The sequence below is a fragment of the Streptomyces sp. NPDC006314 genome (assembly GCF_040613075.1).
GTDB lineage: Bacteria > Actinomycetota > Actinomycetes > Streptomycetales > Streptomycetaceae > Streptomyces.
In genome coordinates, this window is record NZ_JBEXRL010000006.1 from 247,260 (window position 1) to 272,824 (window position 25,565).

General features: G+C 71.2%; 22 protein-coding genes and 3 pseudogenes. 12 read left to right on the forward strand and 13 right to left on the reverse strand.

Annotated elements, in window-relative coordinates:
* Nucleotides 1-121 precede the first annotated feature (121 nt).
* The 4 genes from ABZ079_RS13650 to ABZ079_RS13665 form a co-directional block, all read right to left on the reverse strand.
* Nucleotides 122-526: a GNAT family N-acetyltransferase gene (locus ABZ079_RS13650; RefSeq protein ID WP_356939600.1), complete on the reverse strand. Its 405-nt coding sequence runs from the start codon at nt 524-526 to the stop codon at nt 122-124.
* A gap of 98 nt (nt 527-624) precedes the next feature.
* Nucleotides 625-1,845 (reverse strand): glucose-1-phosphate adenylyltransferase, encoded by a 1,221-nt coding sequence (glgC, locus tag ABZ079_RS13655; RefSeq protein WP_356939601.1) that lies wholly within the window; start codon nt 1,843-1,845, stop codon nt 625-627.
* 50 nt (nt 1,846-1,895) lie between these two features.
* Nucleotides 1,896-3,047, reverse strand: a complete 1,152-nt coding sequence (gene glgA, locus ABZ079_RS13660; RefSeq protein WP_356939602.1) for a glycogen synthase — start codon at nt 3,045-3,047, stop codon at nt 1,896-1,898.
* A 40-nt stretch (nt 3,048-3,087) separates the two neighbouring features.
* A complete protein-coding gene (locus tag ABZ079_RS13665; protein WP_356939756.1) occupies nt 3,088-3,861 on the reverse strand; it encodes a (2Fe-2S)-binding protein in 774 nt (257 codons plus the stop codon).
* 234 nt (nt 3,862-4,095) lie between these two features.
* On the opposite strand from ABZ079_RS13665, the gene ABZ079_RS13670 reads away from it, so the two are divergent.
* Entirely contained in the window at nt 4,096-5,376 is a 1,281-nt protein-coding gene (locus ABZ079_RS13670; RefSeq protein WP_356939603.1) for a DMT family transporter, read from the forward strand.
* Here the strand turns inward: ABZ079_RS13670 and ABZ079_RS13675 are convergent.
* On the reverse strand, nt 5,366-6,616 hold the full coding sequence (locus ABZ079_RS13675) for a transglycosylase family protein (protein WP_356939604.1): 1,251 nt from the start codon (nt 6,614-6,616) through the stop codon (nt 5,366-5,368). The genes ABZ079_RS13670 and ABZ079_RS13675 overlap by 11 nt on opposite strands.
* 271 nt (nt 6,617-6,887) lie before the next feature.
* Here ABZ079_RS13675 and gndA point away from each other — a divergent pair, with 271 nt between their 5' ends.
* From gndA to ABZ079_RS13700, 5 genes are all read left to right on the forward strand, one after another.
* Nucleotides 6,888-8,327, forward strand: a complete 1,440-nt coding sequence (gene gndA / locus ABZ079_RS13680; protein ID WP_356939605.1) for an NADP-dependent phosphogluconate dehydrogenase — start codon at nt 6,888-6,890, stop codon at nt 8,325-8,327.
* A gap of 1,042 nt (nt 8,328-9,369) precedes the next feature.
* On the forward strand, nt 9,370-11,382 hold the full coding sequence (locus tag ABZ079_RS13685) for an acyltransferase family protein (RefSeq protein ID WP_356939606.1): 2,013 nt from the start codon (nt 9,370-9,372) through the stop codon (nt 11,380-11,382).
* A 390-nt stretch (nt 11,383-11,772) separates the two neighbouring features.
* The gene (locus tag ABZ079_RS13690) at nt 11,773-12,201 is read left to right on the forward strand and encodes a hypothetical protein (RefSeq protein ID WP_356939607.1); all 429 of its coding nucleotides are present in this window, start codon (nt 11,773-11,775) and stop codon (nt 12,199-12,201) included.
* Nucleotides 12,202-12,210: 9 nt separating this feature from the next.
* Nucleotides 12,211-13,086 (forward strand): histidine kinase, encoded by an 876-nt coding sequence (locus ABZ079_RS13695; protein ID WP_356939608.1) that lies wholly within the window; start codon nt 12,211-12,213, stop codon nt 13,084-13,086.
* Nucleotides 13,083-13,739, forward strand: coding sequence for a response regulator transcription factor (locus tag ABZ079_RS13700; RefSeq protein WP_356939609.1), 657 nt, complete (start codon nt 13,083-13,085; stop codon nt 13,737-13,739). The genes ABZ079_RS13695 and ABZ079_RS13700 overlap by 4 nt, the downstream gene beginning before the upstream one ends.
* A gap of 106 nt (nt 13,740-13,845) precedes the next feature.
* Here the strand turns inward: ABZ079_RS13700 and ABZ079_RS13705 are convergent, their stop codons facing one another.
* Complete coding sequence (locus ABZ079_RS13705; protein WP_356939610.1) at nt 13,846-14,274, reverse strand: MarR family transcriptional regulator; 429 nt, start codon at nt 14,272-14,274, stop codon at nt 13,846-13,848.
* Between the two features lie 49 nt (nt 14,275-14,323).
* Here ABZ079_RS13705 and ABZ079_RS13710 point away from each other — a divergent pair, with 49 nt between their 5' ends.
* Nucleotides 14,324-14,764, forward strand: coding sequence for a PaaI family thioesterase (locus ABZ079_RS13710; protein ID WP_356939611.1), 441 nt, complete (start codon nt 14,324-14,326; stop codon nt 14,762-14,764).
* Between the two features lie 190 nt (nt 14,765-14,954).
* On the opposite strand, the gene ABZ079_RS13715 is transcribed toward ABZ079_RS13710, so the two are convergent.
* The 7 genes and pseudogenes from ABZ079_RS13715 to ABZ079_RS13745 all read right to left on the reverse strand — a co-directional run bounded on the left by ABZ079_RS13715 (nt 14,955) and on the right by ABZ079_RS13745 (nt 20,318).
* Nucleotides 14,955-15,299 carry a GNAT family N-acetyltransferase gene (locus tag ABZ079_RS13715; RefSeq protein WP_356939612.1) on the reverse strand — a complete coding sequence of 115 codons (345 nt, stop codon included), beginning with the start codon at nt 15,297-15,299 and terminating at the stop codon, nt 14,955-14,957.
* Between the two features lie 32 nt (nt 15,300-15,331).
* Nucleotides 15,332-15,751, reverse strand: a complete 420-nt coding sequence (gene panD, locus ABZ079_RS13720; RefSeq protein ID WP_356939613.1) for an aspartate 1-decarboxylase — start codon at nt 15,749-15,751, stop codon at nt 15,332-15,334.
* Nucleotides 15,752-16,034: 283 nt separating this feature from the next.
* On the reverse strand, nt 16,035-17,162 hold the full coding sequence (locus ABZ079_RS13725; protein WP_356939614.1) for an LLM class flavin-dependent oxidoreductase: 1,128 nt from the start codon (nt 17,160-17,162) through the stop codon (nt 16,035-16,037).
* Between the two features lie 242 nt (nt 17,163-17,404).
* A pseudogene (locus tag ABZ079_RS13730) lies at nt 17,405-17,758 on the reverse strand (LLM class flavin-dependent oxidoreductase); the annotation flags it as partial.
* A gap of 49 nt (nt 17,759-17,807) precedes the next feature.
* Nucleotides 17,808-18,365 carry an NADPH-dependent FMN reductase gene (ssuE, locus tag ABZ079_RS13735; RefSeq protein WP_356939615.1) on the reverse strand — a complete coding sequence of 186 codons (558 nt, stop codon included), beginning with the start codon at nt 18,363-18,365 and terminating at the stop codon, nt 17,808-17,810.
* Nucleotides 18,366-18,456: 91 nt separating this feature from the next.
* Nucleotides 18,457-19,053 (reverse strand): annotated as a pseudogene (locus tag ABZ079_RS13740) (transporter substrate-binding domain-containing protein); the annotation flags it as partial.
* 137 nt (nt 19,054-19,190) lie between these two features.
* Nucleotides 19,191-20,318 (reverse strand): LLM class flavin-dependent oxidoreductase, encoded by a 1,128-nt coding sequence (locus ABZ079_RS13745; protein WP_356939616.1) that lies wholly within the window; start codon nt 20,316-20,318, stop codon nt 19,191-19,193.
* A gap of 654 nt (nt 20,319-20,972) precedes the next feature.
* Here ABZ079_RS13745 and ABZ079_RS13750 point away from each other — a divergent pair.
* The 5 genes and pseudogenes from ABZ079_RS13750 to ABZ079_RS13770 all read left to right on the forward strand — a co-directional run bounded on the left by ABZ079_RS13750 (nt 20,973) and on the right by ABZ079_RS13770 (nt 25,563).
* A pseudogene (locus ABZ079_RS13750) lies at nt 20,973-21,765 on the forward strand (ABC transporter permease subunit).
* A gap of 301 nt (nt 21,766-22,066) precedes the next feature.
* Nucleotides 22,067-22,636, forward strand: coding sequence for a winged helix-turn-helix domain-containing protein (locus ABZ079_RS13755; RefSeq protein ID WP_356939617.1), 570 nt, complete (start codon nt 22,067-22,069; stop codon nt 22,634-22,636).
* A 14-nt stretch (nt 22,637-22,650) separates the two neighbouring features.
* Nucleotides 22,651-23,880 carry an acyl-CoA dehydrogenase family protein gene (locus tag ABZ079_RS13760; protein ID WP_356939618.1) on the forward strand — a complete coding sequence of 410 codons (1,230 nt, stop codon included), beginning with the start codon at nt 22,651-22,653 and terminating at the stop codon, nt 23,878-23,880.
* 194 nt (nt 23,881-24,074) lie between these two features.
* On the forward strand, nt 24,075-24,167 hold the full coding sequence (locus ABZ079_RS13765; RefSeq protein ID WP_356939619.1) for a putative leader peptide: 93 nt from the start codon (nt 24,075-24,077) through the stop codon (nt 24,165-24,167).
* Between the two features lie 328 nt (nt 24,168-24,495).
* The gene (locus ABZ079_RS13770) at nt 24,496-25,563 is read left to right on the forward strand and encodes an ABC transporter substrate-binding protein (RefSeq protein WP_356939620.1); all 1,068 of its coding nucleotides are present in this window, start codon (nt 24,496-24,498) and stop codon (nt 25,561-25,563) included.
* Nucleotides 25,564-25,565: the final 2 nt, after the last annotated feature.

A 25,565-nucleotide genomic window follows, 5' to 3' on the forward strand; every position in this document is an offset into this window, starting at 1 on the left:
CCGGAGGTTCGACATCGTTGCCTGCATCCTGAGGGGCGAACGGCACGAACCCGGGCATCCCGCGAGGTTTACGCGCAACGCGTCGCGGGGGGAGGGGAGGCGACCGAGCGGTGACGGGCAGTCAGGGGGCCAGCCTGAACCCCTCGTGGCTGCGGGCGAACCAGAGCGCGGTGCGGAAGCGGTGGGCGTCCTGGCGGCTTTTGCCGCTGGTGAGCTGGAGGAGCGCACAGCCGCGTGCGCGGGACCGGGCGACGGCACGTTCCATCAGGGTCCGGCCGAGCCCACCGCCGCGCCGGTCCGCACGGGCCCCCGCCTCGATCAAACCCGCTCGGCCCCCCTTGCCGAGCCCGGGGATGTAGGCGGCCTGCGGCAGCCGACCACCGTGCCGGCTCCGGCTTCTACGAGGACCAGGATCTCGTTGCGCGGGTCCGCGTCGATGTCGGCGAAGGCGCGCTCGTACGCCTCCGTCACCTCGACCGTGGCCGGGGTCCACCACCCGCTCCTCGTCGGTGAGCAGGGCGAGCACCGCGGGCAGATCGGCACGGGTCGCGGGACGCAGGACGACCCGGCCCGCCTGGCACCGCCTTGGCCTGCTCCGGGCACGGACGCGGCCGCCCCCTCCCCCTACGACACCCGCTGTCCCTTCCCCAGCGCGATGACCCCGCCCTTGGAGACGGTGTACAGCTCCGCGTCCCGCTCCGGGTTGACGCCGATCGTCGCGCCGGGCGGGACCTCGACGTTCTTGTCCAGGACGGCACCACGGACGACCGCGCCCCGGCCGATGCGGACGTTGTCGTGCAGCACCGATCCCTGCACGACCGCGCCCGGGTCGACGCGTACGCCCGGGGACAGCACGGACCGGGTGACCTGGCCACGGATCAGGCAGCCGGCACTGACGATGGACTCACTCGCGATGCCGCCCGCGTTGAAGCGGGCCGGGGAGAGCTGGCCCGAGTGGGTGTAGATGGGCCACTGGCGGTTGTAGAGGTTGAAGGCGGGGCGCTCGGCGATCAGGTCCATATGCGCCTCGTAGTAGGCGTCCAGGGTGCCGACGTCCCGCCAGTAGCCCTGGTCGCGGGTGGTCTCGCCGGGCACGTGGTTGTCGCTGAAGTCGTACAGCTGGGCCTCGCCGCGTGCGGTGAGCTGGGGCAGGATCGAACCGCCCATGTCGTGCGCGGACTGCCCGTCCTCGGCGTCCCGTCGCAGCGCCTCGATGAGGGCCTTGGTGGTGAAGACGTAGTTGCCCATCGAGGCGAACACGCACTCGGGGTCGTCGGCCAGACCGGGCGGGTCGGCCGGCTTCTCCAGGAAGCGCTCGACGCTGCGGCCGTCCGAGGCCGGCGTGATCACGCCGAAGGAGGCGGACTCCGAGCGGGGCACCCGGATGCCGGCCACCGTCACGCCCGCGCCGCCCTCCATGTGCTCTCGGAGCATCTGCCGCGGGTCCATGCGGTAGACGTGGTCGGCGCCGAACACGGCGACGTACTCGGGCTGTTCGTCGTACACCAGGTTCAGTGACTGCAGGATGGCGTCGGCGCTGCCCAGGTACCAGCGCGGCCCGAGGCGCTGCTGGGCGGGGACCGGGGTGACGTAGTTGCCGAGCAGGCTGGACATCCGCCACGTCGTGGTGATGTGCCGGTCCAGCGAGTGCGACTTGTACTGGGTCAGCACGCAGATGCGCAGGATGTCGGCGTTGACGAGGTTGGAGAGGACGAAGTCGACGAGGCGGTACGTCCCGCCGAAGGTGACCGCTGGTTTCGCGCGGTCGGCGGTCAGCGGCATCAGGCGCTTGCCCTCCCCGCCCGCCAGTACGATCCCGAGAACCGAAGGCCCACCACGACGCATGGTCGCTCCCCTCACCCTGGATGAACCATGGATGCCCCGAGCGGGCCGGACTAAGCCTGTTTGAGGATCTCCTCGTACAGCCCTGCCGTGCGCCGGGCCACCGCGTCCCAGCCGAACTCGCCGACCGCGCGTTCCCGCCCGGCCCGTCCCATCCGCCGGGCCGCGGCCGGGTCACCGAGGACGGTGTCCAGCGCCCGGGCGAGGCCCGCCTCGAAGTCTTCGTCCGCGTCGACCAGGAGGCCCGTACGGCCGTCGTCCACGACCTCGGGGATGCCGCCCACCCGCGACGCGACGACCGGAGTGCCACAGGCCATCGCCTCCAGGTTGACGATGCCGAGCGGTTCGTACACCGACGGGCAGACGAACACGGCCGCGCGCGTGAGGAGTTGGATCACCTCGGGCCGTGGCAGCATCTGCGGGATCCAGAACACGCCCGCGCGGACCCGGCTCAGCTCCTCGTACAGCTCGCGGAACTCGCGGTCGATCTCGGGGGTGTCCGGCGCGCCCGCGCACAGGACCACCTGCGCGCCCGGGTCGATCTCCCGTGCGGCGCGCAGGAGATGGGGCACCCCCTTCTGCCGGGTGATCCGGCCGACGAAGAGCACGTAGGGCCGCGCGGGGTCGATGCCGTGCCGGGTGAGGGCGTCGGTGCCGTGATCGGGACGGTACAGGTGCGTGTCGATGCCGTTGTGGACGACCTGGACCCGGGCCGGGTCGAGAGCCGGGTAGCAGGCGAGGATGTCCTCGCGCATGGCCCCGGAGACGGCGATCACCGCGTCGGCGGCCTCGATCGCGGTGCGCTCGGCCCAGCCGGACAGCGCGTATCCGCCGCCGAGTTGCTCGGCCTTCCAGGGACGCAAAGGCTCCAGCGAGTGGGCGGTGACCACGTGCGGGATGCCGTACAGCAGCTTGGCGAAGTGGCCCGCGAGGCCCGCGTACCAGGTGTGGGAGTGGACGAGTTCCCGGCCTTCGAGGGCGGCGGCGATGGAGAGGTCCACCGAGAAGGTGCGCAGCGCGTCGTTGGAGCCGTCGAGGACGGGCCAGGGGCGGTGGCGTACGACACCGACGCCGCGGCCCTCACCCCAGCAGTGCACCTCCAGGTCCACCAGGGAGGTCAACTCCCGTGCGAGGAACTCCACATGGACACCGGCGCCGCCGTACACGTCCGGGGGGAACTCCCGGCTCAGCAGTCCCACTCGCACCCGACAACTCCCTGGTCTCGTCGGCAGGTTCCCCTCATGGTCACCCAGATGCGGCGCGCGGGGAAGAGCGCGGTGGCCGGATGAAGCAGCAGTCGCCGCAGACCCCGCCGCCTGGTACCCGGTAGTACAGGCAGCAGCTGCGGCGGCGGAAGGCGGTGCCGGTGCGGATGCCGGTGGTGCGCAGCAGGGGGTGGGCGAAGAGGTCGTCGGTGAGGGCGCGGACCCGGTCCGCCACGTCGGTACGGCCGTGGGCACGGGCCCAGCGGTCCAGTTCGCGGGCCGCCCCGGCGAGCGCCGAGCCGGCGTTGCCCCACAGCAGGCCCGTCGCGATGCCGTAGCGCGTCCTCAGGGCAGCCCCTAGGGGTTCCAGATGCCCGTGCAGCACGATGCCGGCGAGCGTGGCCGCGTCGCCGGGCAGCGGGCGCGGCTCGGTGAGCAACAGGTCGTCGGGGGCGGACGCGAGAGGGTCCCAGCGCAGCAGGCGTGCGTCGAGGTCCGGCAGCCGGCCGTACAGAACGGCACAGCCGAGGGCCACCGACCACAGCCGGGCGGCCAGCCCCTGCTGCGCGATGGAGGCGGAAACCCGCAGCTCCGGCGTGCGGAGCCGATGCGCGACCGTGTCGACACGTGAAGTCAGCGCATTCCCGGGAACATCCGAGGTCGCCCGTTCGTATGTCTCCGCGAGGGTCGGCAGCCCTCCGGGCCCGCCGGCCGCTCCGCCCGGGGTCGAAAGCGTGCGCAGCACGAAGAAACCGCCGAGCGGGCGGAGCGCGGCGAGATCGGGGTCGAGGTTCACGACAGGCACTAGTACCAGGCGGGACCGGAGGCCGGGACACGGGGTCCGCACGCAACGTCACCCCTCCAGGGGATGAGCGCACCGCTGGTGTACTCCATCGGTAGTAGGACGCATCGCGTGCTCAGGTACGACGACGGGAAGCCCGTGGGCGGGCAGAGTGTTGGCCATGGAAGCCGACCGCCCGCCGCGCCGGGCTCCGGGTCCCCGCCACCCGCAGGGCCAGGGCCCCCGCCTCATCCAGAGGAGACGCCGATGAGCGCCCTCGCGGTGTCCGTGCTCCTGTCGTTCGTCTCCGCCCTGGCCTACGCGGGGGGAGCGATCGTGCAGGAACAGGTGGCGGTGTCCTCCACCGACAGCGCCTACCTGCGCCGGCCCAGCTGGTGGGGGGCGCTGGCGCTCAACGGCCTCGGAGGCGTGCTGCACGTCGTGGCGCTGGCCTACGGCCCGCTCAGCCTCGTCCAGCCGCTCGGCGCGCTGACCATCGTCTTCGCGCTGCCCCTGGCGGCGCTGTTCGTCGGCCGCAAGGCGGGCGCCACCGCCTGGCGCGGCGCCCTGATGGCCACGGTGGGGCTCGCCGGCCTGCTGTCCCTGGTCGGCTCCGCCGACGCGCACTCCCTGGACGGCACCCAGCGGGTGGTGGTCGCGCTCCTCACCGGCGGGGCGGTCCTGGCGCTGATGTTCGCGGGCCTGGCCGCGCACCGGCACCCGGCGGTGCGCAGCGTGCTGCTCGCCACCGCCTCCGGCATAGCGTTCGGCATGTCGTCGGTGTTCACCAAGACCGTCGCCGTCGACTGGACCCGGGGCATCGGCCTGGGCGAGCTGCCCTCCCTCGCGGTGATCGGCCTGTTCGCCACCGCCGGTGTGCTGCTGTCCCAGGCGTCCTACCGGGGCGGCGGCCTCGCCGCCCCGCTGGCCACGCTGACGGTGGCCAATCCGGTGCTGGCCGCCGCGGTCGGCATCCTGATGTTCGGCGAGACGTTCCGCTACGGCGGCACCGGCACCGTGCTCGCCCTGGGCTGCGGTGTGGTGACGGCGGGCGGTCTGATCCTGCTGACGACGGAGCGGATGGAGGGCACGGGGACGGCTGCGGGCACGCGGACGCCTGCGGGCACGCGGACGCCTGCGGGCACGGAGTTGCCGGGAGTGCCGGAGTTCGTTCCCGTCGCCTCCGCGCCGGCCCTCGCGTCGGACACGCTCCTTGCCGTGCCGCAGCAGCGCTCGGCAGCGGAGCCCGAGGCGGAGAAGGCGAGCCGACGTGAACCGGCCGAGGCCGACGGCGGTTCCACGGATCCGGTCCGGCGGGAGCCGGGCGAGCGCGTCCCACGGGGCCGGGCCGGGCGCGCCCTGCGGGAGCCTGCCGAACCGGCGCTGCGGGAGCTGCTGGTACCGGGTCCGGACGGCAGCGGCGCTGACACCGAGGTCGGCGAGCCGCCGGCCGGCCACGTGTCTCCCGTGCCGTGCACCGCGCTTCCCCTGAACATCTACGTGCCACTGCCGGTCCTGGAGCGCCACCGAACGTGCGTCAGATCCTGACGCCACCGGCCCGCAGATAGGCCAGCGGGTCGATGTCCGTGCCGAAGCCGGGCCCGGTCCGCACCTCGAAGTGCAGATGCGGGCCCGTGACGTTGCCGGTGGCACCGGAGCGGCCGAGGCGCTGGCCCGTGGTGACGTGCTGGCCGGCCCGCACGGAGATGGCCGACAGATGCGCGTACTGCGTGTAGCGGCCGTCGGCGTGCCGGAGCACCACCTGGTAGCCGTAGGAGCCGCCCCACCCCGCGGCCATCACCTGCCCGGCCTGCGCCGCCTGCACGGAGGTTCCGGTCGGCACGACGAAGTCGACGCCCGTGTGGTAGCCCTTCGACCAGTGGGAGCCCGCCACGTGATAGCTGGTGCCGACGGGCGCGTTCACCGGCGCGACGAGCGAGTGACCGGTCGGGGAGGTGTGATGGGGGGCGGTCTTCCTCTGCGAAGGGACTTTCTTCTGTGAAGGGACTTTTTTCTCTGAAGGGGCTTTCTTCTCCGGAGGGGCTTTTCTCTTCTCCGAAGGTGCCTTCTTCTTCGGTGACTTGGTCGTGGTGTGGGTGTCGGGCGCGGCACCGGTGGCGCGCAGGCTGAGCCGCTGGCCCGGCAGGATCAGGTCGGGATCGGCGCCGATCGTCGCGCGATTGCCCGCGTACAGCTGTCGCCAGCCGCCCCGGACGTGGTGTTCGCCGGCGATACCGGAGAGGGTGTCGCCGTGCACCACCCTGTACGTCTCGGCCCGGCCCGCGCGGGACTGCGGGGTGGTCTGCGGCTGCACGTCCTGCACCGAGCCGGTATTCGCGGCGCGGGTCTTCGGGCCGCTCTGCGCGGGGTGCGTGGCGGCACTGTCCGTGTGCAGATCGGGTTCGGCGCCGCCCCGCGTCAGCCCGGCCCGCACCGAGCACACCGGCCAGGCTCCCGGCCCCTGCCCGTCGAGCACCTTCTCGGCGACGGCGATCTGCTGGTCCCGGGTCGCGAGATCGGCGCGCGGTGCGTATCGCGTGCCGCCGTACGCCTGCCAGGTGGACTGGGTGAACTGCAGCCCGCCGTAATAGCCGTTGCCGGTGTTGATGTCCCAGTTGCCGCTGGACTCGCACACGGCGACCTTGTTCCAGGTGGCCGCGTCGGCGGCGTCGGCCGTGCCGGCGGCGACCAGCGGGATCGCGAGGCCGGCACCGCCCGCCGTGACGGTGAGTGAGGCGCGGTTGATCCTGTTCGGCTGGTACCGGCGGTGCCGACCGCGTACGGCCATGTCCGAAATCCCCTCGGCATGCGTCAGGAGCGGCAAAGGTAAGCGCGGCGAACAGGCCATGACAAGACGACAAACCAGCCTTACGGCCCCGCCAAGTGGCCGGGAACGGCCGCTGCTTGAGCGAGATCGCCAAAAACTGAGGCTCAGGGCGCCGTGGCTGCGTAATCAAGCGTGGCGGGTCGGATGTGCGCTCGCCGTAGCAGCACGTCAGGATGGGCGAGGGCCCGTACTGACGGAGCCGTAGTCACGATGCAGCTAGGGAGCAGGCGGTATGAGCACTTCAGCGCAGATCGGTGTCACGGGACTCGCGGTCATGGGCCGCAACCTCGCACGCAACTTCGCCCGCAACGGCTACACGGTCGCCGTGCACAACCGTACGGTCTCGCGAACGAAGGCGCTGGTGGAGGAGTTCGGGCACGAGGGGGACTTCATCGCGGCCGAGACCGCCGAGGACTTCGTGGCGGCGCTGGAGCGTCCGCGCCGGCTGGTCGTCATGGTCAAGGCGGGCGAGCCGACGGACGCGGTGATCGAGGAGTTCGCGCCGCTGCTGGAGCCCGGTGACATGATCATCGACGGGGGCAACGCGCACTTCGCGGACACCCGGCGCCGGGAGCGGGAGCTGCGCGAGCGGGGCATCCACTTCGTCGGCACGGGCATCTCCGGCGGCGAGGAGGGCGCGCTGCACGGGCCGAGCATCATGCCGGGCGGTTCGAAGGAGTCGTACGACTCCCTCGGCCCGATGCTGGAGAAGATCTCCGCGAAGGCGGCGGACGGCGCGCCGTGCGTGACGCACGTGGGCCCCGACGGTGCCGGGCACTTCGTGAAGATGGTCCACAACGGCATCGAGTACGCCGACATGCAGCTGATCGGCGAGGCGTACCAGCTGCTGCGCGATGTGGCCGGTTACTCCCCCGCGCAGATCGCGGACATCTTCCGCACCTGGAACACGGGCCGGCTGGACTCCTACCTGATCGAGATCACCGCCGAGGTGCTGTCCCATGTGGACGCGGCGACCGGCAAGCCGTTCGTGGACGTCGTGGTCGACCAGGCCGAGCAGAAGGGCACCGGCCGCTGGACGGTGCAGATCGCCCTGGACCTGGGCGTACCGGTGTCCGGTATCGCCGAGGCGGTCTTCGCCCGCTCCCTGTCCGGCCACGCGGCGCTGCGCGAGGCCTCGCGCGGGCTGGCCGGGCCGACGGCGTCCGCGCTGAGCGAGTCGGACGCGGCGGCCTTCGCGGACCGGGTGGAGCAGGCGCTGTACGCGTCCAAGATCGTGTCGTACACACAGGGCTTCCACGAGATCGCGGCGGGCAGCGAGGAGTACGGCTGGGACATCGACCTCGGTGCCGTCTCCGCGATCTGGCGGGGCGGCTGCATCATCCGCGCGGCCTTCCTCGACCGCATCCGCGCCGCGTACGACGCCCGCGCCGATCTGCCGAGCCTGCTGTCGGACGAGACGTTCGCGCAGGAGATCGCGGCGGCGCAGGACGACTGGCGCGAGGTGCTGGTCGCGGCGACGCGGCAGGGGGTGCCGACGCCGGGCTTCGCGGCGGCGCTCGCGTACTACGACGCGCTCCGTGCGGAACGCCTGCCCGCGGCTCTGACGCAGGGTCAGCGGGACTTCTTCGGGGCGCACACGTACCGTCGGGTGGACCGGGACGGGTCGTTCCACACGGTGTGGGGTGGGGACCGGTCGGAGGTCACGGCCTGACCGTGGTGGTCTGCGCCCAGGGGGCCTAGCGGACTGTTGTGGCGCGACCGCCGGCTTGTCGTGGCTGGTCGCGCAGTTCCCCGCGCCCCGTTTCGGGGCGCCTGCACCTCCCGGTGACTCATGTGAGGGGCGGACCCGGCTCGGGGCTCGGTACCGGCTCGGGCCCCGGGGGGATCGGGGACGGCGAGGGTTCCGGCGGGCCCGGTGCCGGTGGTGCCGGGGGCGGGGTCGGGTCGGGGCCCGGCTCGGGTGGCGTGGGTTGCGGCCCGGGGCCCGGCGGGGTCGGCTCGGGGCCCGGCTGCGGGGGCGGGACGGGGCTGGGGTACGGGTCCGGCGGGGTCGGGCCCGGGCCTGGCGTCGGTCCCGGCGGGACGGGGTCGGGGTACGGATTCGTCATCGTGTCCTCCGGGCAGTCACTGGACGTCGCCTCTGGACTACTCCCCCGCCTACCCGGCAGCCGCTCCCGCACTCACCCGACGGCAGGACCGGACGGGTACAGGTGGCTGCGGGGGTGGAGGAGGATCAGCCCGATAGCGCCGAACCCTTCGATCAGCCCGATGGTGCCCTGACGGCCGGCATCGGCGTGCCGGCCACCCGGGCCGTCATCGGTCGCGGCTGCTCACGGCACTGCTCGCGTCAGTGGACCGGTGCCCCGCGGCCCCGGCGGGAGGCCGGGGCCGGGTACGGGCACCACCTCCGTCCGTCAGTTGCTGAACGGCTTCCCTCCTCCTGCTCCTCCTGCCTCGCCCAGCGCGCGAGGTGGGTGGGGCGGTGTCAGCGTGGAGACGTAGGACGCGGCGCGTGGGCGCGAGACACGGACGGCAGCAGCGGGAGTGGTCATGACTCGGACGACGTGCCCGGGTGGGATGACCTGCCACCCCGTCGGTGCTGCCGACCGGTTCCCTCCGAACGGCGCGGACCGCTGCTTGCCTCGTCCGCCGGCTCCGCCACGACGCGTCGGCTTGGGGGCAGGGGCGGGTCGAGGAGCACAGCGGGCGGGCGGGCGACGATCCCGGTGGTCGGCCCTGTCGAGGTCCTGGCGATGAGCCGGGACGGCGGCGGCACGCAGTCGGCCGTGCCGGTCCGCGGCGAAACCCGCCCGCCCCTTGCCGGAAAGGACAGGAACCGCGCACTCGACGGGCTCCGGGGACTGGCGGTGGCAGCGGTGCTGGCCCACCACGGCGGCATCTCCTGGGCCCGGGGCGGGTTCCTGGGTGTCGACGCGTTCTTCGTTCTCAGCGGCTACCTCATCACCACCTTGCTGCTGCAGGAACGGGTGCGCACGGGAGCGATCGGCCTTGCCTCCTTCTGGGCGCGTCGGGCCCGCCGGCTGCTGCCCGCACTCCTGGTCATGGTCCTGGTGGTGTGCCTGGTCAGCCCCCACCTGATCTCGTCGTCGGATCTCGCGGGGCTGCGTGGTGACGCGCTTGCCGCCCTGATGTACGTGGCGAACTGGCGGATGGTCTTCCGTGGCACGGACTACTTCGCGCAGACGGCCACTCCCTCGCTGTTGCAGCACACCTGGTCACTGGGTATCGAGGAGCAGTTCTACATCGTGTGGCCACTGCTCGTGATCGGAGTGATGCGGGTTTCGCGGGGCCGCAGTGGCCGTGCCGGCTCGATGCTCCTGGTGATCAGCATGTGCGGCGTTGCGGCGTCGTCGGCCTTGTGCGGGGTGCTGTTCAGGGACCCTGCCGACCTCGGCAGGACGTACTTCGGCAGTGACACGCGGGCACTGGCGCTTCTGGTCGGCTGCGCGGTGGCGATCCTGCTGGCACGTTCGCCCGGACATGGGCTGCGGCATCGGTCTCTCCTCGCGATGGCGGCAGCGTTGGGTGCGGTCGCTCTCGCCTGGTTGTGGTCGAGCCTCGACGGCACAGCGCCCTTCCTCTATCCAGGTGGCCTGCTGGCGGGCTCACTGGCGACAGCGGCGCTGCTGACCCACGTGGTCACCTCCACCGGCTCGGTCGCTGCGCGGATCATGTCCCTGCCCCCACTGGCCCTGCTCGGCCGCATCTCGTACGGGGTCTACCTGTGGCACTGGCCGCTGTTCAGGTGGCTCAGTGCCGAGCGCACGGGACTGGACGGGGTCCGGCTCTTCGGCCTGCGCGCCGCCGTCACCGTGGTGGTCGCCGCCGTCTCCTTCGTCCTCATCGAACTGCCTGTCCAGCGCCGCTCCCTGCGCTTCCTCCGCCGACCGCTTCCAGCGCTGGCGACAAGCGCGGTGTGCCTGACCCTGGTGGCAGGCACGGCGATCAGTGCTCTTCCGTCCGGGCCGCGACTCAGTCCTTCCACGGCCACAGCGCCGGAGGACGCCGCTACCGCGTTCCGCGAACACGAACCCCCCACCGGCCGGCCGCCGTACCGTCCCACCGACCGCCACCCCGGTACAGCGGTCTCCACCGTGATCATGGGTGATTCCATCGCCTGGAGCCTGCTCCACTACCTGCCGCCCACCCCCGGTGTCACCGTCCACGACATCACCCGACAAGGCTGTGGCCTGGCTCTGGGCAGCCCTTACCGTTACTTCGGGAGCCTCCACGAGGTGTCCCGCCGGTGCGAGCGGTGGCCGATCGACCTCCGCCAGGCGGTGGACCGCCATGATCCGGACGTGGTGGTCATCCTCTTCGGTCGCTGGGAGACCATGGACCGCGAGCAGGACGGACGCTGGACACATATCGGCGACAAGGCGTTCGACGGGTATCTGCGGGCGCAGCTCGGGCGCGCGGTCGAAACGGCGGCGGCTCGCGGCGCCCGCGTACTGCTGGCCACGGAGCCGTACAACCGCCGCGGAGAACGTCCTGACGGCGGGTTGTGGCCCGAGGACAATCCCGAGCGCGTCGACCGCTGGAACCGCATGCTCCGCCAAGTCGCCACCCACGAGGGTCCCAGCGTCAAGATCCTCGACCTGGCCGGTCGCCTCTGCCCGGACGGCGCTTTCACTTGGCAGGTCGACGGCGTTCGCGTACGCAGCGACGGCGTCCATCTCACACCGGAAGGAGCACGCTGGCTGGAACCGTGGCTGACTTCCCAGCTGAAAGCCACGGCCGGCTGAAGGGCCGCCCTGCTCGGCCGCCCGCTCTTCTCAGCCAGGGGCTGGAGGGCCGAATAGCCACGCGGCCAGGTCCTCGGCCACCTTCTGGATCTGTGGACGGCTGCCGGCCGTGCCCCGGATTCTCAGCTCGTCCAGCGTGGCCGGCCCGCCGCGCTCGGATAGGCCGACTACGGGGGAATCCGGGGGTCTCCACCCTGGGGTGGAGACCCCTGGCGTATCTCCGCCCAGGCGCTCATGCGTGGAACCCCTGCGGCCAGCAGGCTGGTCGCTGTCTGATCGTCTCGACGAAGGGAATCCCATGATCTACGCATGTCTCGCGACGGCTCTCGGACTGGCGGGGCTGGTGACCTACGTGGTCCGGTCGCGGCGGCGCTCCGGCGGGGGGAGCCGATGAGCGCGCCGACCGCCGAGCGCCCGCCTGTCTCGGTGGACCGGGCGACGATGCCGGGTGAGACACCGCCCGCGCCCCGGCCGGTGGCCCGCGGCGGTACCGGCCCGGGCGTCGCCGAGGAGACAGCGGTACGGCGTCGCGAGCGACGGGGACTGGCCACGGTCATCGGTGCCTTCGCCATCTGCCCGTGCCACCTGCCGCTGACGCTGGCGCTGCTGGGCGCCGCGCTGGGCGGTACCGCCGCCGGTGTGTTCCTGCGTGAACACATCTGGCTCGCCGGTTCGGTCATTACCCTGGTCTGGGTGGCGCTGACGTGGCGCGGGCTCTGGCTGGTACGCAAGGGGCGAAGTTGCCCGGTCCCGGGGGCGAGTAGGTCTGGTGTGCGGGCCTGGTCGCGGTGGCGGCCCGGCGCGCGACGGGAAGGGTAACTGGACTCGATGAGCGAGGTGGGCATGGTGGTGGTGCCGCTGGGCTGCCTGGCGGCGGCCGCCGCCGGCCTGCTCTCGCCCCGCTTCGGTGCTCCGCTGGCGGTCGCGGTCGGGGTGGGGCTTGTCGGCGCCGGTTTCTTCCCGGCGGTGGTGCTGTCCCCGTTGTGTGCCTACCTCGTGGTGGCCCTGAGCCTGGCGGTCGTGCGCGAGCGGTCGACTCGGCGCCGGCTGGAGGCGTCGTCCGCGGCCGCGCGTGCCGCGCAGACCAGGGAGGCCGTGCTCGGTGAGCGCACGCGGATCGCCGGGGACATCCACGACGTGGTGGCGCACAGCGCCAGCGCGCTGCTGGTCCAGCTGATGGCGGTGCGCTCCCTGCTTGAGGACGACCCGGTCGATGTGCCGCGGCTACGCGCGATGCTCGACCGGGGTGTCGAGGTCGCCCGGGCCTCGATGCATGAGACGCAGACGGTGCTCAGCGCACTGCGCGGCGGGGCCCCCGACTGGGCGCAGGTGCGTCAGCTGGCGAACGACTTCGCGATGACCTCCGGCCTGCCCTGCGAGATCGTCCTGCCCGACCCGCCGCCCGCGCTGGAGCAGGATGTGGCCCTGGCGCTGTATCGCACGGTGCAGGAGGCGCTGACCAACACCGTGCGCCACAGCGCGGCGGAGCGGGTTCGCCTCGAGGTCACGGTGCAGGACGGACGGGTGCTCGCCACCGTGGAAGACATCGAGGGCAAGCGGCGGCAACCACGCCCGAAGCTACCCAGCGGCGGCCAGGGGCTGACCGGGCTGCGGGAACGGGTCACCGCGGCCGGCGGAACGCTCGTCGCCGGTCCGACCGCCACCGGCTTTCTCGTACGGCTGACCCTTCCGGTGGCGCGATGAGCGTGCGCGTACTGGTCGTCGACGACCAGGAGCTGGTGCGCGAGGGACTGGCCATGCTGCTCGAACGGGCCACCGGTGTCGAGATCGTGGGCAGGGCCGCGGACGGGCACGAGGCGCTCGCGCTCGCCCAGAGCCTGCGCCCCGACATCGTCCTGATGGACCTGCGTATGCCCCGCATGGACGGTATCGAAGCCACGCGGCGTATCGTCGGGGCTCACCCGGACGTCGCCGTCCTCGCGCTGACCACCTACCCCGATGACCGGTCGCTGTTCGCAGCTCTGCGCGCCGGCGCGCGCGGCTACCTGACCAAGGACGCGACCGTCGAGGAGATCGTGGCCGCCCTGAACACCGTCGTCGCCGGCGGCACAGCGCTCGCGCCGACGGTCCAGGGCCGGGTCGTCGCCGTCGCCCTCGGCGGCGACGACAGCGGCCACGGCCACAGACCGCACGACCGGCTCACATCGCGGGAGGTGGAGGTGCTCTCCTCGATGGCCGAGGGGTTGCGCAACGAGGAGATCGCGGTCCACCTGGGCATCAGCGTGGTGACCGTGAAGACTCACATCAACCACATCTTTGCCAAGATCGGAGTCGTCGATCGAGGCCAGGCGGTCGCGTATGCGTACCGCACCGGGCTGGCACCTCGCACAGACTGACCGCACGGCGACGTACCACGACGAACAACGGCATCGGCCACCGGCAGCCGGCAGCCGGCAGACCGGTGGTGCCGTCGCCCGGGCCGGCGCCTCGACGCGAGGGCGTTCAGGGCTCCCAGCCGACGAGCCGGTCCAGCGCGGCGGCGGTGCGGCTGAACCCGTCGTCACCCAGCTGGGCGCGCAGTTCGGCGTTGAACCGGTCGACCTCCGGCCGTGCGGCGGTCAGGGCGCCGTCCCCGGCTTCGGTCAACTCCAGGGCCACGGCCCGGTGTTCACGGGGATGAGGGTTCCTGGCCAGCAGCCCGGCCGTGGCGAGCCGCCGGACCAGCGCGGTGACGGCGGACTCCCGCAGACCGAGCGTGCGGGCGAGCTCCCCCTGGGTGATCCCCGGCCGGTCCCGCACCGCGTACAGCGCGCCGAGCTGAGCCGTGGTGACCCCCGCGGCGGCCAGGCAGCGCCGGTCGGCGGCGGTGCGCAGCTGGTGCGCGGTGCGCTGCAGCAGGAAGAACAGACGCTGGTCGGGCGGCTCGGGCATGGGCCGATCTTGACAGACGGACCGGGACCGCGCCAGTCTCACTTCACTAGTGAAGCGAGACGAGGCGCGGGGGAAGACCGTGGAGACCCTGGAACTGGAACACGCCCGGAAGGTACTGGCCGAGCAGCCCTTCAGTGTGCTGCTGGGCACCCGGCTGACGGCTTTCGGCGACGGCTCGGCCGAGCTCGAACTGGACATCCGCACCGAACTGCTCCAGCAGTACGGCTTCGTGCACGGCGGAGTCCTCGGATACGCGGCCGACAACACCCTGACCTTCGCCGCCGGCTCCGTCCTCGGCCCCCGGCTGATCACCGCCGGCTACACCATCGACTACCTGCGCCCGGCCACGGGCATCCTCCTGCGGGCCCGGGCCGAAGTGGTCCGAGCCGGCCGCACCCTCGCCGTCTGCCGGTGCGACGTGTCGACGGTCGACGCGGAGGGCCGGGAGACGCTGTGCGCCGTGGCCCAGGGGACGATAGCGATGGCCTAGCACGCGAACGGGAGCGCCCGGCCGGACCGGAACCCGGTACTGCAGCGGTGCCTGCCGTGACTGACGGCCAGGAGCTGAAGCGGTGCACGAACCGCTCGTGAGGAGCATCCGGTTCCCGCGCCCACAACCTGGCATCAGCAAGGTCCCCACCCCTGACCACCCGACGGCGCCCGCGGGGCCGGCCGCTCGGTCAGAACTTCTCGGGGTGGGCCCGGAGCCAGTCCTTCGCGCCCGCCAGCAGTTGCGGATCGGCCGGCGGGGCCACGTCGGGGTGGCGTTCGGCCCACTGGACGACGTACGGGCAGAGCGGGGCCACCGGGACGCCCTCGCGCTCGGCGAGGGCGTACAGCTCGCGGGCCAGGGAGCCGGCGATGCCCTTGCCCTCGTGGGCCGGCTCCACGATCGTATGCACCGGGACCAGGGCGCGCGCGGGCGACTCCAGGACGAAGTACTCGATGTGGCCGACGACTTCACCGTCGCCGACGGCCTCCAGGTGGCCCGCCGCCCGGTCGTCGCGGATCTCGGTCTCACTCATGGGCAGGCACGCTCCTGGTCCCGGTCCGCCGATCAGGCCCGGACGGCCTGCGGACTGCGCTGCTGGTCGGAGCCGGGCACCGGCTCCGACGGGTCGGCGCCGAGGGACACGATCCGGTTGTCGCCGTCCACGTGCACGACCCGCGGCCGCAGCTGCCGTGCCTCGGCATCGGAGACCTGAGCGTAGCTGATGATGATCACCAGGTCTCCGGGGTGCACGAGATGGGCGGCCGCCCCGTTGATCCCGATCACCCCGGACCCCCGTTCGCCCTCGATGACGTACGTCTCCAGCCGGGCACCGTTGGTGATGTCGACGATGTGCACCAGCTCGCCCGGCAGCAGGTCGGCGGCGTCGAGGAGGTCCGCGTCGATGGTCACCGATCCCACGTAGTGCAGGTCGGCCTGCGTGACGGTGGCGCGGTGGATCTTGGACTTGAACAGAGTACGAAGCATTCAGAACTCCCGGAATTCGCTCCCTGCCTGCTTTTTGCAGGTCAAGGGCCGTTCTTCGAGCCTACAACGGCGCCCTGCCGACTTGAATGAGTTCACTGAGGTCGCGTCAGTCGAAAGGGGAAGCCTGCTCGCGGGTCTGCACCTCACTCGGACCAACGAATGAGGTCAGGATATGGGCCAGCGCACCGCAGGCGCACCGAGATCCGCGTCACGTCTGCTGTGGCCATGAGGGCGACGGTCGAGAGCAACCGACGCCGATGGCGTCAACGGGGCCGCGCCGAGCTCATCGGCGTTGCCACTCGTCTGCCAGCAGTCGGTAGGAGCGCACCCGGTCGGCGTGGTCGTGGGTGATGGTGGTGAGGATCAGCTCGTCGGCTCCCGTCGCCTCCTGAAGTTGTTCGAGCTGGTCGGCGACGCGCCCTGGGGAGCCCACGAACTGGGTGTCGACGCGGTCGGCGACCAGTGCCTGGTCGGCATCGGTCCAGGAGTGGGCACGGGCCTGCTCGGGGGTCGGGAAGGGAATGGCGCCCTCGGCGGTGCGGATACTGCGAACCCACAGGCCGTAGCCGGTGGCCAGCTCGCGAGCGGTCGCGTCGTCCTCGGCGACGACCACGTCGGCGGAGACGCTGACATAGGGCTTGTCGAGGTGGCCGGACGGCTGGAACGCGGCCCGGTAGCCCTCTGCCGCCTCCAGGACGGTGGCCGGGCTGACGTGGTAATTGGCGGCGAATCGCAGGCCGTTGCGGCCCGCGACGTCAGCACTCTCGCCGCCGCTGCTGCCGAGGATCCACACCTGCACCTCGGCGCCCTCGCCGGGGACGGCATGTGCCTCGACGCCGTCCGACGAGCGGTAGTCCCCCCGGAGAAGCGCCAGTATGTCGTCGACCTGCTCGCCGTAGTCCTGAGGGCTGGTACCGGGCGGATGCAGCAGTTGCTGCTGGAGCAGGAATCGCGGCGAACCGATCAGCTGCTCCGGAGAGAATCGTGGCGGGATCTTCAGACCGTTCGGGGCGTAACCGTCGACGACGGGAGTGGTGATCGGCCGAGGTCCTGCCGTCCGTCCCCGAGGACGGCCTCCCGAGCGGCCGAGGCCCAGGTCGAGACGCCGCGGGTGCAGGGCGTCGATCAGCCCGAACTCCTCGACGGTGGAAAGGGCGGTGCGGTGACCGAGCTGTACGGCACCGGAGCCGATCCGGATCGTGGAGGTCGCGGAGGCGGTCAGGGCGAGCACGACGGCGGGAGAGGTTCCGGCCACGCCTGGGTTGAGATGGTGTTCGGCGAACCAGTAGCGGGTGTAACCGAACCGCTCGGTCTGCCGGGCGAGATCGATGGTGTTGCGCAGGGCCTCGGCGGCGGTGGACCCGGACGAGATCGGGACGAGGTCGAGGACCCCGAGGGGGATGCCGGACATGGTCGGATGCTCCTGGCGGTCGGTGGACACGGATGCGGGCGCGGGCGCGAACTCGGGTGTGAGCCCGGACGCCGGACCGGCGAGGACCGGTGCCCAGGAGAACGGGGGGTCTGGGATCTCACGGCGCAGCACGGGGGCCACACCTCGGCGTCCGTCAGCTCCGGGCGGAAGCGCCGGGGGACACTCACCTTCTCCTGCCGCCAGATCCGGCGGAACAAGGCCGGTCGGGGTGGTCACAGCCGCGTGACCACGTCGAGCAGTAGCCGGCCGCCGGTCTGCCGCTGGAAGGTGGACGCCATCTGCGCGGCCAGTGTCGGTGAGACGAAGCCGGGACGGAAGGCGACCAGGAACTTCAACCGCTCGGTGTGCTGGCTGACCATGGCGGTGGTCAGCCAGGCGTCCTCGCACCAGGCGCCGGTGGGGGTCAGCGCGCCGGTGAAGCCGAGGTCCTCTGCGGCGCGGGCGATCTGGGTGAGGTAGCCGATGCTCGGCGGCCGGTCACCCCCGGTCGCGGTGACCGGGGTGCCGTGGCCGCCGCCGACGACGTGGCGGCTGTCGCCGTTGGTGGGCAGGAACCAGTGGAAGGTGAGGCTCACTTAGGGCTCACGCCCCTTCGCTCGTCGTCGGCGATCCTGGTCACGGTGTTCATCCGGCGGCAGCCAGCAGGGCTGTTCGGCTGCCGAGGGCTTCGGAGAACCGGTCGACGACATGTGCCAGGGCCTCGGCCGGGCCCGGCGCGACGGTGAGCGTGCCGTCATCGCCGACCGCGATGTCCTTGTCGAGGGTGAACCAGCCCTGGACGATGTGCGTGGCGCCCATGGAACTGAGTACCGGGCGCAGGGCGTAGTCGATCGCCAGGACGTGCGCCGTGGTCCCGCCGGTCGCCAGCGGAAGGACCGTTTTGCCGGCCAGGCCGTACTGCGGCAGCAGGTCCAGCAGGGACTTCAGGAGCCCGGAGTAGGCGGCCTTGTAGACGGGCGTGCCGATCACGACCCCGTCGGCGCGGTCGAACAGTTCGGCCGCCTCGATGATCGCCGGATGCCGGAAGTCGGCGCCGAGCAGCGCCTCGGCGGGGACGGTGCGGACGTCGAGCGGGATCACCTCGTGCCCTTGGGCCGTGAGCCGCCTGTCCAGATGGCGCAGCAGGCGAGCGGTACGGGAGGTGGCGGAGGGACTTCCGGAGACGGACAGGACGGTGGCCATGGCGGACCCTTCGGGAGCGTGGGACGGGCGTGGGGTCGGTGCGGGGCCGCGGATCGGGCCCCGTACGGGCAGGGGATGCCTGCGAGGACGGCTACTTGTCGGTCTTGGGCAGGCCTGGCGGGTTGATCTCCGGCTTGTTCACGGCTTCGTTGGACCGACCCCAGCGCTTCAGCACCTTGGCGTATGCGCCGTTGCCGATGATCTCGTTGAGGGCGTCGGCCAGCGGTTCGACCAGTCCGTTGCCCTTCTCGGCGGTGGCCGCGATGAGGCCCTGAACGGTGGCGCCGGCGCCCGAGTAGGTGCCCACGACTTCCGTGTTGCCGGTGGTGGCCGCGTGGTAGGCGGCGGTGGGGCCGGGGCCGAGGTAGAGGTCGATCCGGCCGGACTGAAGGGCGAGGTAGGTGTCGCTGTCGTTCTGGTAGTGCTTGATGTTCACCGGCTTGAGGCCCGCCTTCCCGTCCTCCTTGCTCCACTCGCTGAGCAGCTTCTCCTGGTTGGTGCCGCTGCCCACGGCCACCGTCCTGCCGGCCACGTCCTCGGGCCCGGTGGCCTTGAGCCCGCTGCCCTTCTTCGCTGCGAAGCCGAGGTTGTCCTCTCGGTAGGAGGCGAAGTCGTACTTCTGCTTACGCTCCTGCGTGTCGGTGATGCTGCTGAAGCCGACGTCGTACTTGCCGCTGTCCAGGCCCACGCCCCACTCCCAGACCGGGTCGGTGGCCAGACCGTGCACGAACTGGGCGACCAGCACGGTCACGGCGACGGCCGCCGCCCACCGGGCGTAGTGGCGGGTGGGGACCACCTTGAGCGTTGCCCGTGCTGTTGGGGAGCTCACTCGCCCACCGTCGCGAGGTTCTGCGGGCCGCGCGCCGCCTGCACGGCGTCGCGTTCGGCGACCTCCTCGCGGACGAGCGGGATCACGTACCGGCCGAAGTCGATCGCGTCGCCGAGCAGGTCGTAGCCGCGGGCGGAGAGGATGTCGACACCGAGGTCGTAGTAGTCGAGGAGTGCCTGGGCCACTGTCTCCGGGGTGCCGACCAGCGCGTTGGAGTTGCCCGCGCCGCCGGTGGCCGCGGCCGTCGGGGTCCACAGGGCCCGGTCGTAGCGCTCCCCCGCCTCGGCGATGGCGATCAGCCGCTGCGAACCGGCGTTCTGAGGGGAGCCGCTGCGATGGTGCCGTACGAGGCCCGCCGCCCGCCGCTCCCGGATGGCGCCGACCGTCCGGTGCGCCTTCTCCCAGGCCAGCTCCTCGGTGGGCGCGATGATCGGACGGAACGCCACCTGGATGCGCGGCACGTCGGTACGGCCCGCGGCCCGCGCGGCGGCCTTCACGGCCTCGATCTGCTCGGCGGTCTTCTCCAGGGGCTCGCCCCACAGGCAGTAGATGTCCGCCTCGGCGCCCCCCGCGGCGTACGCGGCGGATGAGGAGCCGCCGAAGGAAACGCTGGGACGGGGCTGTTGGACGGGGAAGACGTCACTGACGAAGTCGTGGAAGCGGTAGTGGTCGCCCTCGTGGTCGAAGGGCTCAGGGGTGGTCCAGATCTTCTTGACGATCCGGATGTACTCGCGGGTGCGGGCGTAGCGCTCGTCCTTGGTGAGGGTGTCGCCCTCGCGGCCCTGCTCGTGGTCGTTGCCGCCGGTGATGAAGTGCACCGTCAGCCGGCCCTCGCTGATCTGGTCGAGGGTGGCGAAGGTCTTCGCGGCGAAGGTCGGGTACGAGACGTTGGGCCGGTGGGCGAGCAGGATCTGGAGGCGGTCCAACCTGCTCGCGATGTAAGCGGCGGCCGGCGCGGGGTCCGGCGATCCCGAACCGTAGGCGAACAGCACCCGGTCCCATCCGTTCTCCTCGTGCGCCCGGGCGAGCCGGAGCGTGTACTCCTTGTCGAAGGCGGCACCGGAGCGCGGGGTGGTTTCGGAGCCGTCGTTGGTGGCGGCGATGCCGAGAAACTCCACTGGCATGGGAGATGGCCTTTCTCAAGTCCTTTGGTGCCGTGCCGTGCCGATGGGCAGCACGCGGGCACCGCGGAGCAGCCCTCACTGCGGCCGGGTGTGACGGCGCGCCTCAGGGCGCTGGGAAGCCGGGGGGCGAGCAGGTGTGATGACGCCGGGGCATGGGCCTCGGGCGAGGGAGGGTGCTACGAAGGGGCGAACTCGGCCCGTGACAGGGGTACCGAGGGAGGAAAGGGCCGGTCAGACGGCCCGCTGCCGCTTCAGGCGCAACACGCGGCGGACCACACCCGACCGAAGTCGATGTGGTCACGGGTGACCAGGCGCTGCTCGGCATTCATGCGATTAATTGAGCAGTACATCTCCCGTCTCGTCAACCAGGTCCCGGATGCCGGACCGGCAAGTGCTTCCGGTACCTGATTCCGGCACATGGTTCCTCGTCGTGGTTGACATATGCGCGCGTTGGGCACATACGATCGAGCACGGACCCGGCTCCGCCACGCGCGGCAGCCGCACCGGCCGCGTTGAGGGACGCGGCGAGCGTGATGACGCCGAAACCGGGCCGCCGCCCCGTACGCCGCACTGTGTCTGCGCGGATTCCGCGAACGTGTGCGCCACCCCGGCGGTCGCCGGTGCCCGCGCCTCCCTCCCCTGGAGAGCCTCCTGATGGTTTCGCCATCCGACATCACCGATCCCGCCGCCGGTGTCGCCGCGTCACTCCCACCGGCAGGGCGTCCGAAGGACTCGGGCCATGGCCCCGCCGACGACCTGCCGCGCATCGTGCCGCGCCGGCGTATCGGCCGCCGACTGACTGCTGCCGCCGCGCTGCTGGTCTTCGCGATGGGTCGACCTGTTCTGGTTCGACATCGGCGCCCTCTACCCGACGCTCGGCCTCCCCTTCGGGCCCCAGTTCGTCACCGTCAAGACGGTCAACCCGCTCGGGCCGACCCTCACCGCCGTCATCGGGCTGACCCTGCACGAGGCCGCCTACGCCGCCGAGGTCGTACGCGCCGGCATCCTCTCGGTCGACGCCGGCCAGACGGAGGCGGCACAGGCTCTCGGTATCGGCAGGCGGCGCACCATGCTCCGGATCGCCATTCCGCAGGCGATGCGCTCCATCGTGCGGACCGCCGGGAACATGCTCATCGGCACCCTGAAGGGCACCAGCATCGTCAGCGTGCTGGCCGTACACGACCTGCTGTACTCGGTGCAGTTGGTCTGCGACCAGACCTACCAGGTCATCCCGCTGCCGATGGTCGCCACCCTCTGGCACATGGCCGTGACCACCGTGCTCAGTGCGGGACAGTTCTACGTCGAGCGCCACTCCGCGCGCGGCTCCGCACGCACCCTGCCGCCCACACCTCCGCAAGGACTCAGGCTCCGTCTCGCCGCACTTCGCGCCCGACTGGAAAGGGCGACCGCAACCGAGGGCCGCCCGGCAGTGGACGGCGACCGGTGAGCCCGGTGAGCCCGCCTGCGGTGTTGCGTTCCCTACATTTCCTATCGATTTACTGGGGAAGTGTTGACCGGCCACCCGGCGGGTGCGCAGGATGATGCACATGCCCCACACGCAGCAACGACTCGTTCGTCGTCGGCATGTCGACTTTGGTCACGTCGTCAGCGCCGCCTGCTGTCGCGTGTGAACCACGCGCCTCACACTCCGCGCGTGCCACGCCGCTCCTTCTCTCTCATCCCAGGTGCTCAGGCGAATCCATCCCACTGCGCCTGATGACCCGACGCGCTTTTGAAGGACGACCGCCATGACCACGGCACTTCCGGCCCAGGCCACCCCATCCGGTTCGCCACTCGCCGACACGCGTCATCTCCGCCTCGTGGGCGGCATCGTGCAGGACGGCGACGGGGGACACGGGTCCGCTCCGCTCGTCGGCTACCTCCTGCTCGTCCCCGAGGGCACCGATCCCGCCCGGCTCTTCGCCAAGGACGTGACACGACCGGAGATCCGACCGGTCGCCTACACGGGCTCGCCTACCGTCCGGCACACGGGAGACGACGCCGTCCGCATCGATAGCGCGCGTCATGTCGCATCGGTGGACGGAGATGAACTCGACCTCACCTACCTGGAGTTCGCACTGCTGGCCCACCTGGTCCAGCAGCCCCACCAGGTGCACTCGCGCGAGCAGCTGATGGCCGGCATATGGGGCTACGACCACATCGGCGACGGCCGCACCGTCGACGTGCACATCGCGCGTCTGCGCCGCAAGCTGGGCGCGGCACACCGGCATCGCATCGTCACCGTCCGGCGGGTGGGTTACAAGTACGTACCCGCCCGGCAGGACGACACCACCACCGCACCGTGCCATCGACCTTAGAGGAGACCGCTTCCATGGGCGTTGCCCCCGCGCCGGCCGGCCCCGCTTCGGAATGCGACCGGACCGGGCCCGGCCGGGCGCACTGGCTGCGCGTGGCCCGGGAGACGGCGGATGACCTGGCCACGGATGCGGCGGCTCGGGAGCAGGCAGGCAAGGCCCCGTTCGACGAGGTGTCCCGGCTGCGTGAGGCGGGACTGCTGACCCTCCTCATACCGGCCGGGTTCGGGGGAGGCGGCGCGGACTGGCCCACGGCGTACGCCGTGATCCGGGAGATCGCCGCGGCCGACGGTGCGATCGGTCAGCTGCTCGGCTGTCACTACTTCCTGTCGTGGAGCGCGCGGTTCTTCACCCAGCCCTCTCTCGCCGATCGGCTCGAGCGGCAGTCCGCGGCGGAGCGGTGGTGCTGGGGTGGCGGTCTCGCCCGCCAGGAACCCTCATTGACGCTGACCGGGACAGGCAACGGCCATGTGCTCAACGGCCGCCGGAGCTACGTCAGCGGGGTCCTGGTCGCCGACCGCCTCGCCGTGCGGGCCGTGCGGTCCGACACCGGCGAACCGCTCGCCGTCGTCCTCGATCCAACCCGTCACGGCGTGGCGATCGACGGCGACGCCGACGCCTTCGGCCAACGGCTCGCGGCCGGCGGGAGCGTCGAGTTCGACGCCGTACGAGTCGCTGCCGACGACGTACTCGGTTCCCTGTCCGCGGACGAGGACGTCCTGTCACCCCTGACTGCTCTGGTATCGCCGGTCGGGCGGCTGCTGTCCGTCCAGCTCCGTCTCGGCATAGCCGAGGGAGTGCTCGCCGAAGCCCGTGAGTACAGCCGGCCGGCACACTCCGCGTGGCAGACCGCCTGGCCGGTCGGCTCTCCCCAGGACCCGCACGTGCTGTCCGTCTACGGAGAACTCACCGTCCTCACGCGCTCGGCCTCCGCTCTCGCCGATCAGGCGCTGCAAGCCGTGCACGACGGGCTGGCACGCGGCGGAGACCTCACCTACGACCAGTACGCGGAGATCTCGGTCCTCGTGGCCCTGGCCGAAGCCGCCGCCTCCCGGGCCGCGCAGGAGTCCGCCGCGCGCGCCCTCGACATCGTCGGCGCTCGCTCCGCCTCCTCACGGCTGGGCTTCGACCGCTTCTGGCGCAACGCCCGGGCCCACACCCTGTACGAGCCGGTCACCCACCGGATCCGCGAAGTCGGGGACTACTTCCTCAACGGTGAGCATCCTCCGTTCGTCCTGCCCATCTGACCGTATGAGCGTGGCCCCACCCGCGCACAGAAACGCTCCCCGTTCACCTCAGCTTGATCGGCATTTCGCCATCCAATCCGACACCCCGGGTGATTGTGAACGCTGTACTTCACCAGCATTTCGGACGGTTGAGAATATGAGACGGACGCGCAAGCAACGTTGACCTGGCCGGTTTTCGCTGCAACTCTCTGGGTGTGAGCAAGTCCGAGTACCTCGCCGCGCGCCTGCACGTCGACCTGCGACGTCAGGCCAGCGCCATCTGTGCCGTCGGCCGCTGCGCCCGCTGACCGCGCTGCTCTCCTCCGCTCCATTTTCACAGCCGGCTACTACGAGCGTGCCGCTGTTGAGGTGAGAAGGATTCCTCAAAGCCATTCCTGTTGAGGTTTCTCTGCCGCCATTGGGCGCTGCCCCACCCACCCCGCCGCCAGGGCGTCAGGCACCCGTTTTCCGTCCAGGCCCCGTCACACCGGTCAACCCATTCGGGCGCCACTTCTCGTCATTGCCGGAAGCTTCTCCGCCCATCCGGTCTTGCTTTCGGTCGCTTTCCAAGCAGCGCCCGAAGACCGCGGCAGAAAGCCACACCAGCTACTCCTCGATCTTGAACAGGACCTTTCCATGGCCACGACGGCATCGACTCGACGCCAGTTCCTCACTCTGCTGGGCCTCTCGGCCGCGGCCGTGAGCTGCGGCACCGCGACCGGAGCAAGTTCCCGCAAGGGCCAGACCAAGACCCTCCGGTACCAGGGCTGGGCGGGTCAGGTCACCCTGCCGGAACTGGCCGAGGATCTCGGCTATCTGGGCGACGTGAAGCTGGAGTGGGTCGGCAACACGATCAGCGGGCCGCAGGACATCCAGTCCGCGGCCACCGGCCAGGTCGACTTCGGAGGCGCGTTCAACGGCGCAGTCGTCAAACTCGCCGCGAACGGAGCCCCCGTCAAGGCGGTCATCAGCTACTACGGCTCCGACAAGTACGCCCACAACGGCTTCTACGTCCTCAAGGACAGCCCGATCCGCTCCGCCATGGACCTCATCGGCAAGAAGGTCGGCATGAACACCCTCGGCGCCCACTCCGAGGCCATGCTCGACATCTACCTGCGGCGAGCCGGTCTGTCCCGGGCCGACATCGGCAAGGTCGAGCCCCTGGTGGTCCCCCCGGTCAACACCGAGCAGACGCTGCGGCGGAAGCAGATCGACGTGGCCGTGCTCGGCGGCATCCTGCGCGACAAGGCCCTGGCAGCGGGGGGCATCCGCCCGCTGTTCACCGACTACCAACTCCTCGGCGCGTTCAGCGCCGGCACCTACGTGATGACCGACCGCTTCCTGAAGCAGAACCCCGGGACCGCCCGGGCCTTCGTCACCGGCGTCGGAAAAGCCATCGAGTGGGCCCGTTCCACCCCGCACGACGAAGTCGTCGCCCGGATGACCGACATCGTCAAGAAGCGCGGCCGCAACGAGGACACCGGACCACTGAGGTACTGGCGGTCCTTCGGCGTCGCCGAAACGGCCGGCCGGATCACCGACAAGGAACTCCAGCTGTGGATCGACTGGCTCGCCGAGCGCGGCGACATCAAGAAGGGCCAGGTCACGTTGTCGGACCTCTACACCAATCAATTCAACGACGCGGGCAACGCCGACGCTGCCGCTCCCTCAGCGGCTTCCTCCTCCCCGACGAGTGGGAGCTGATC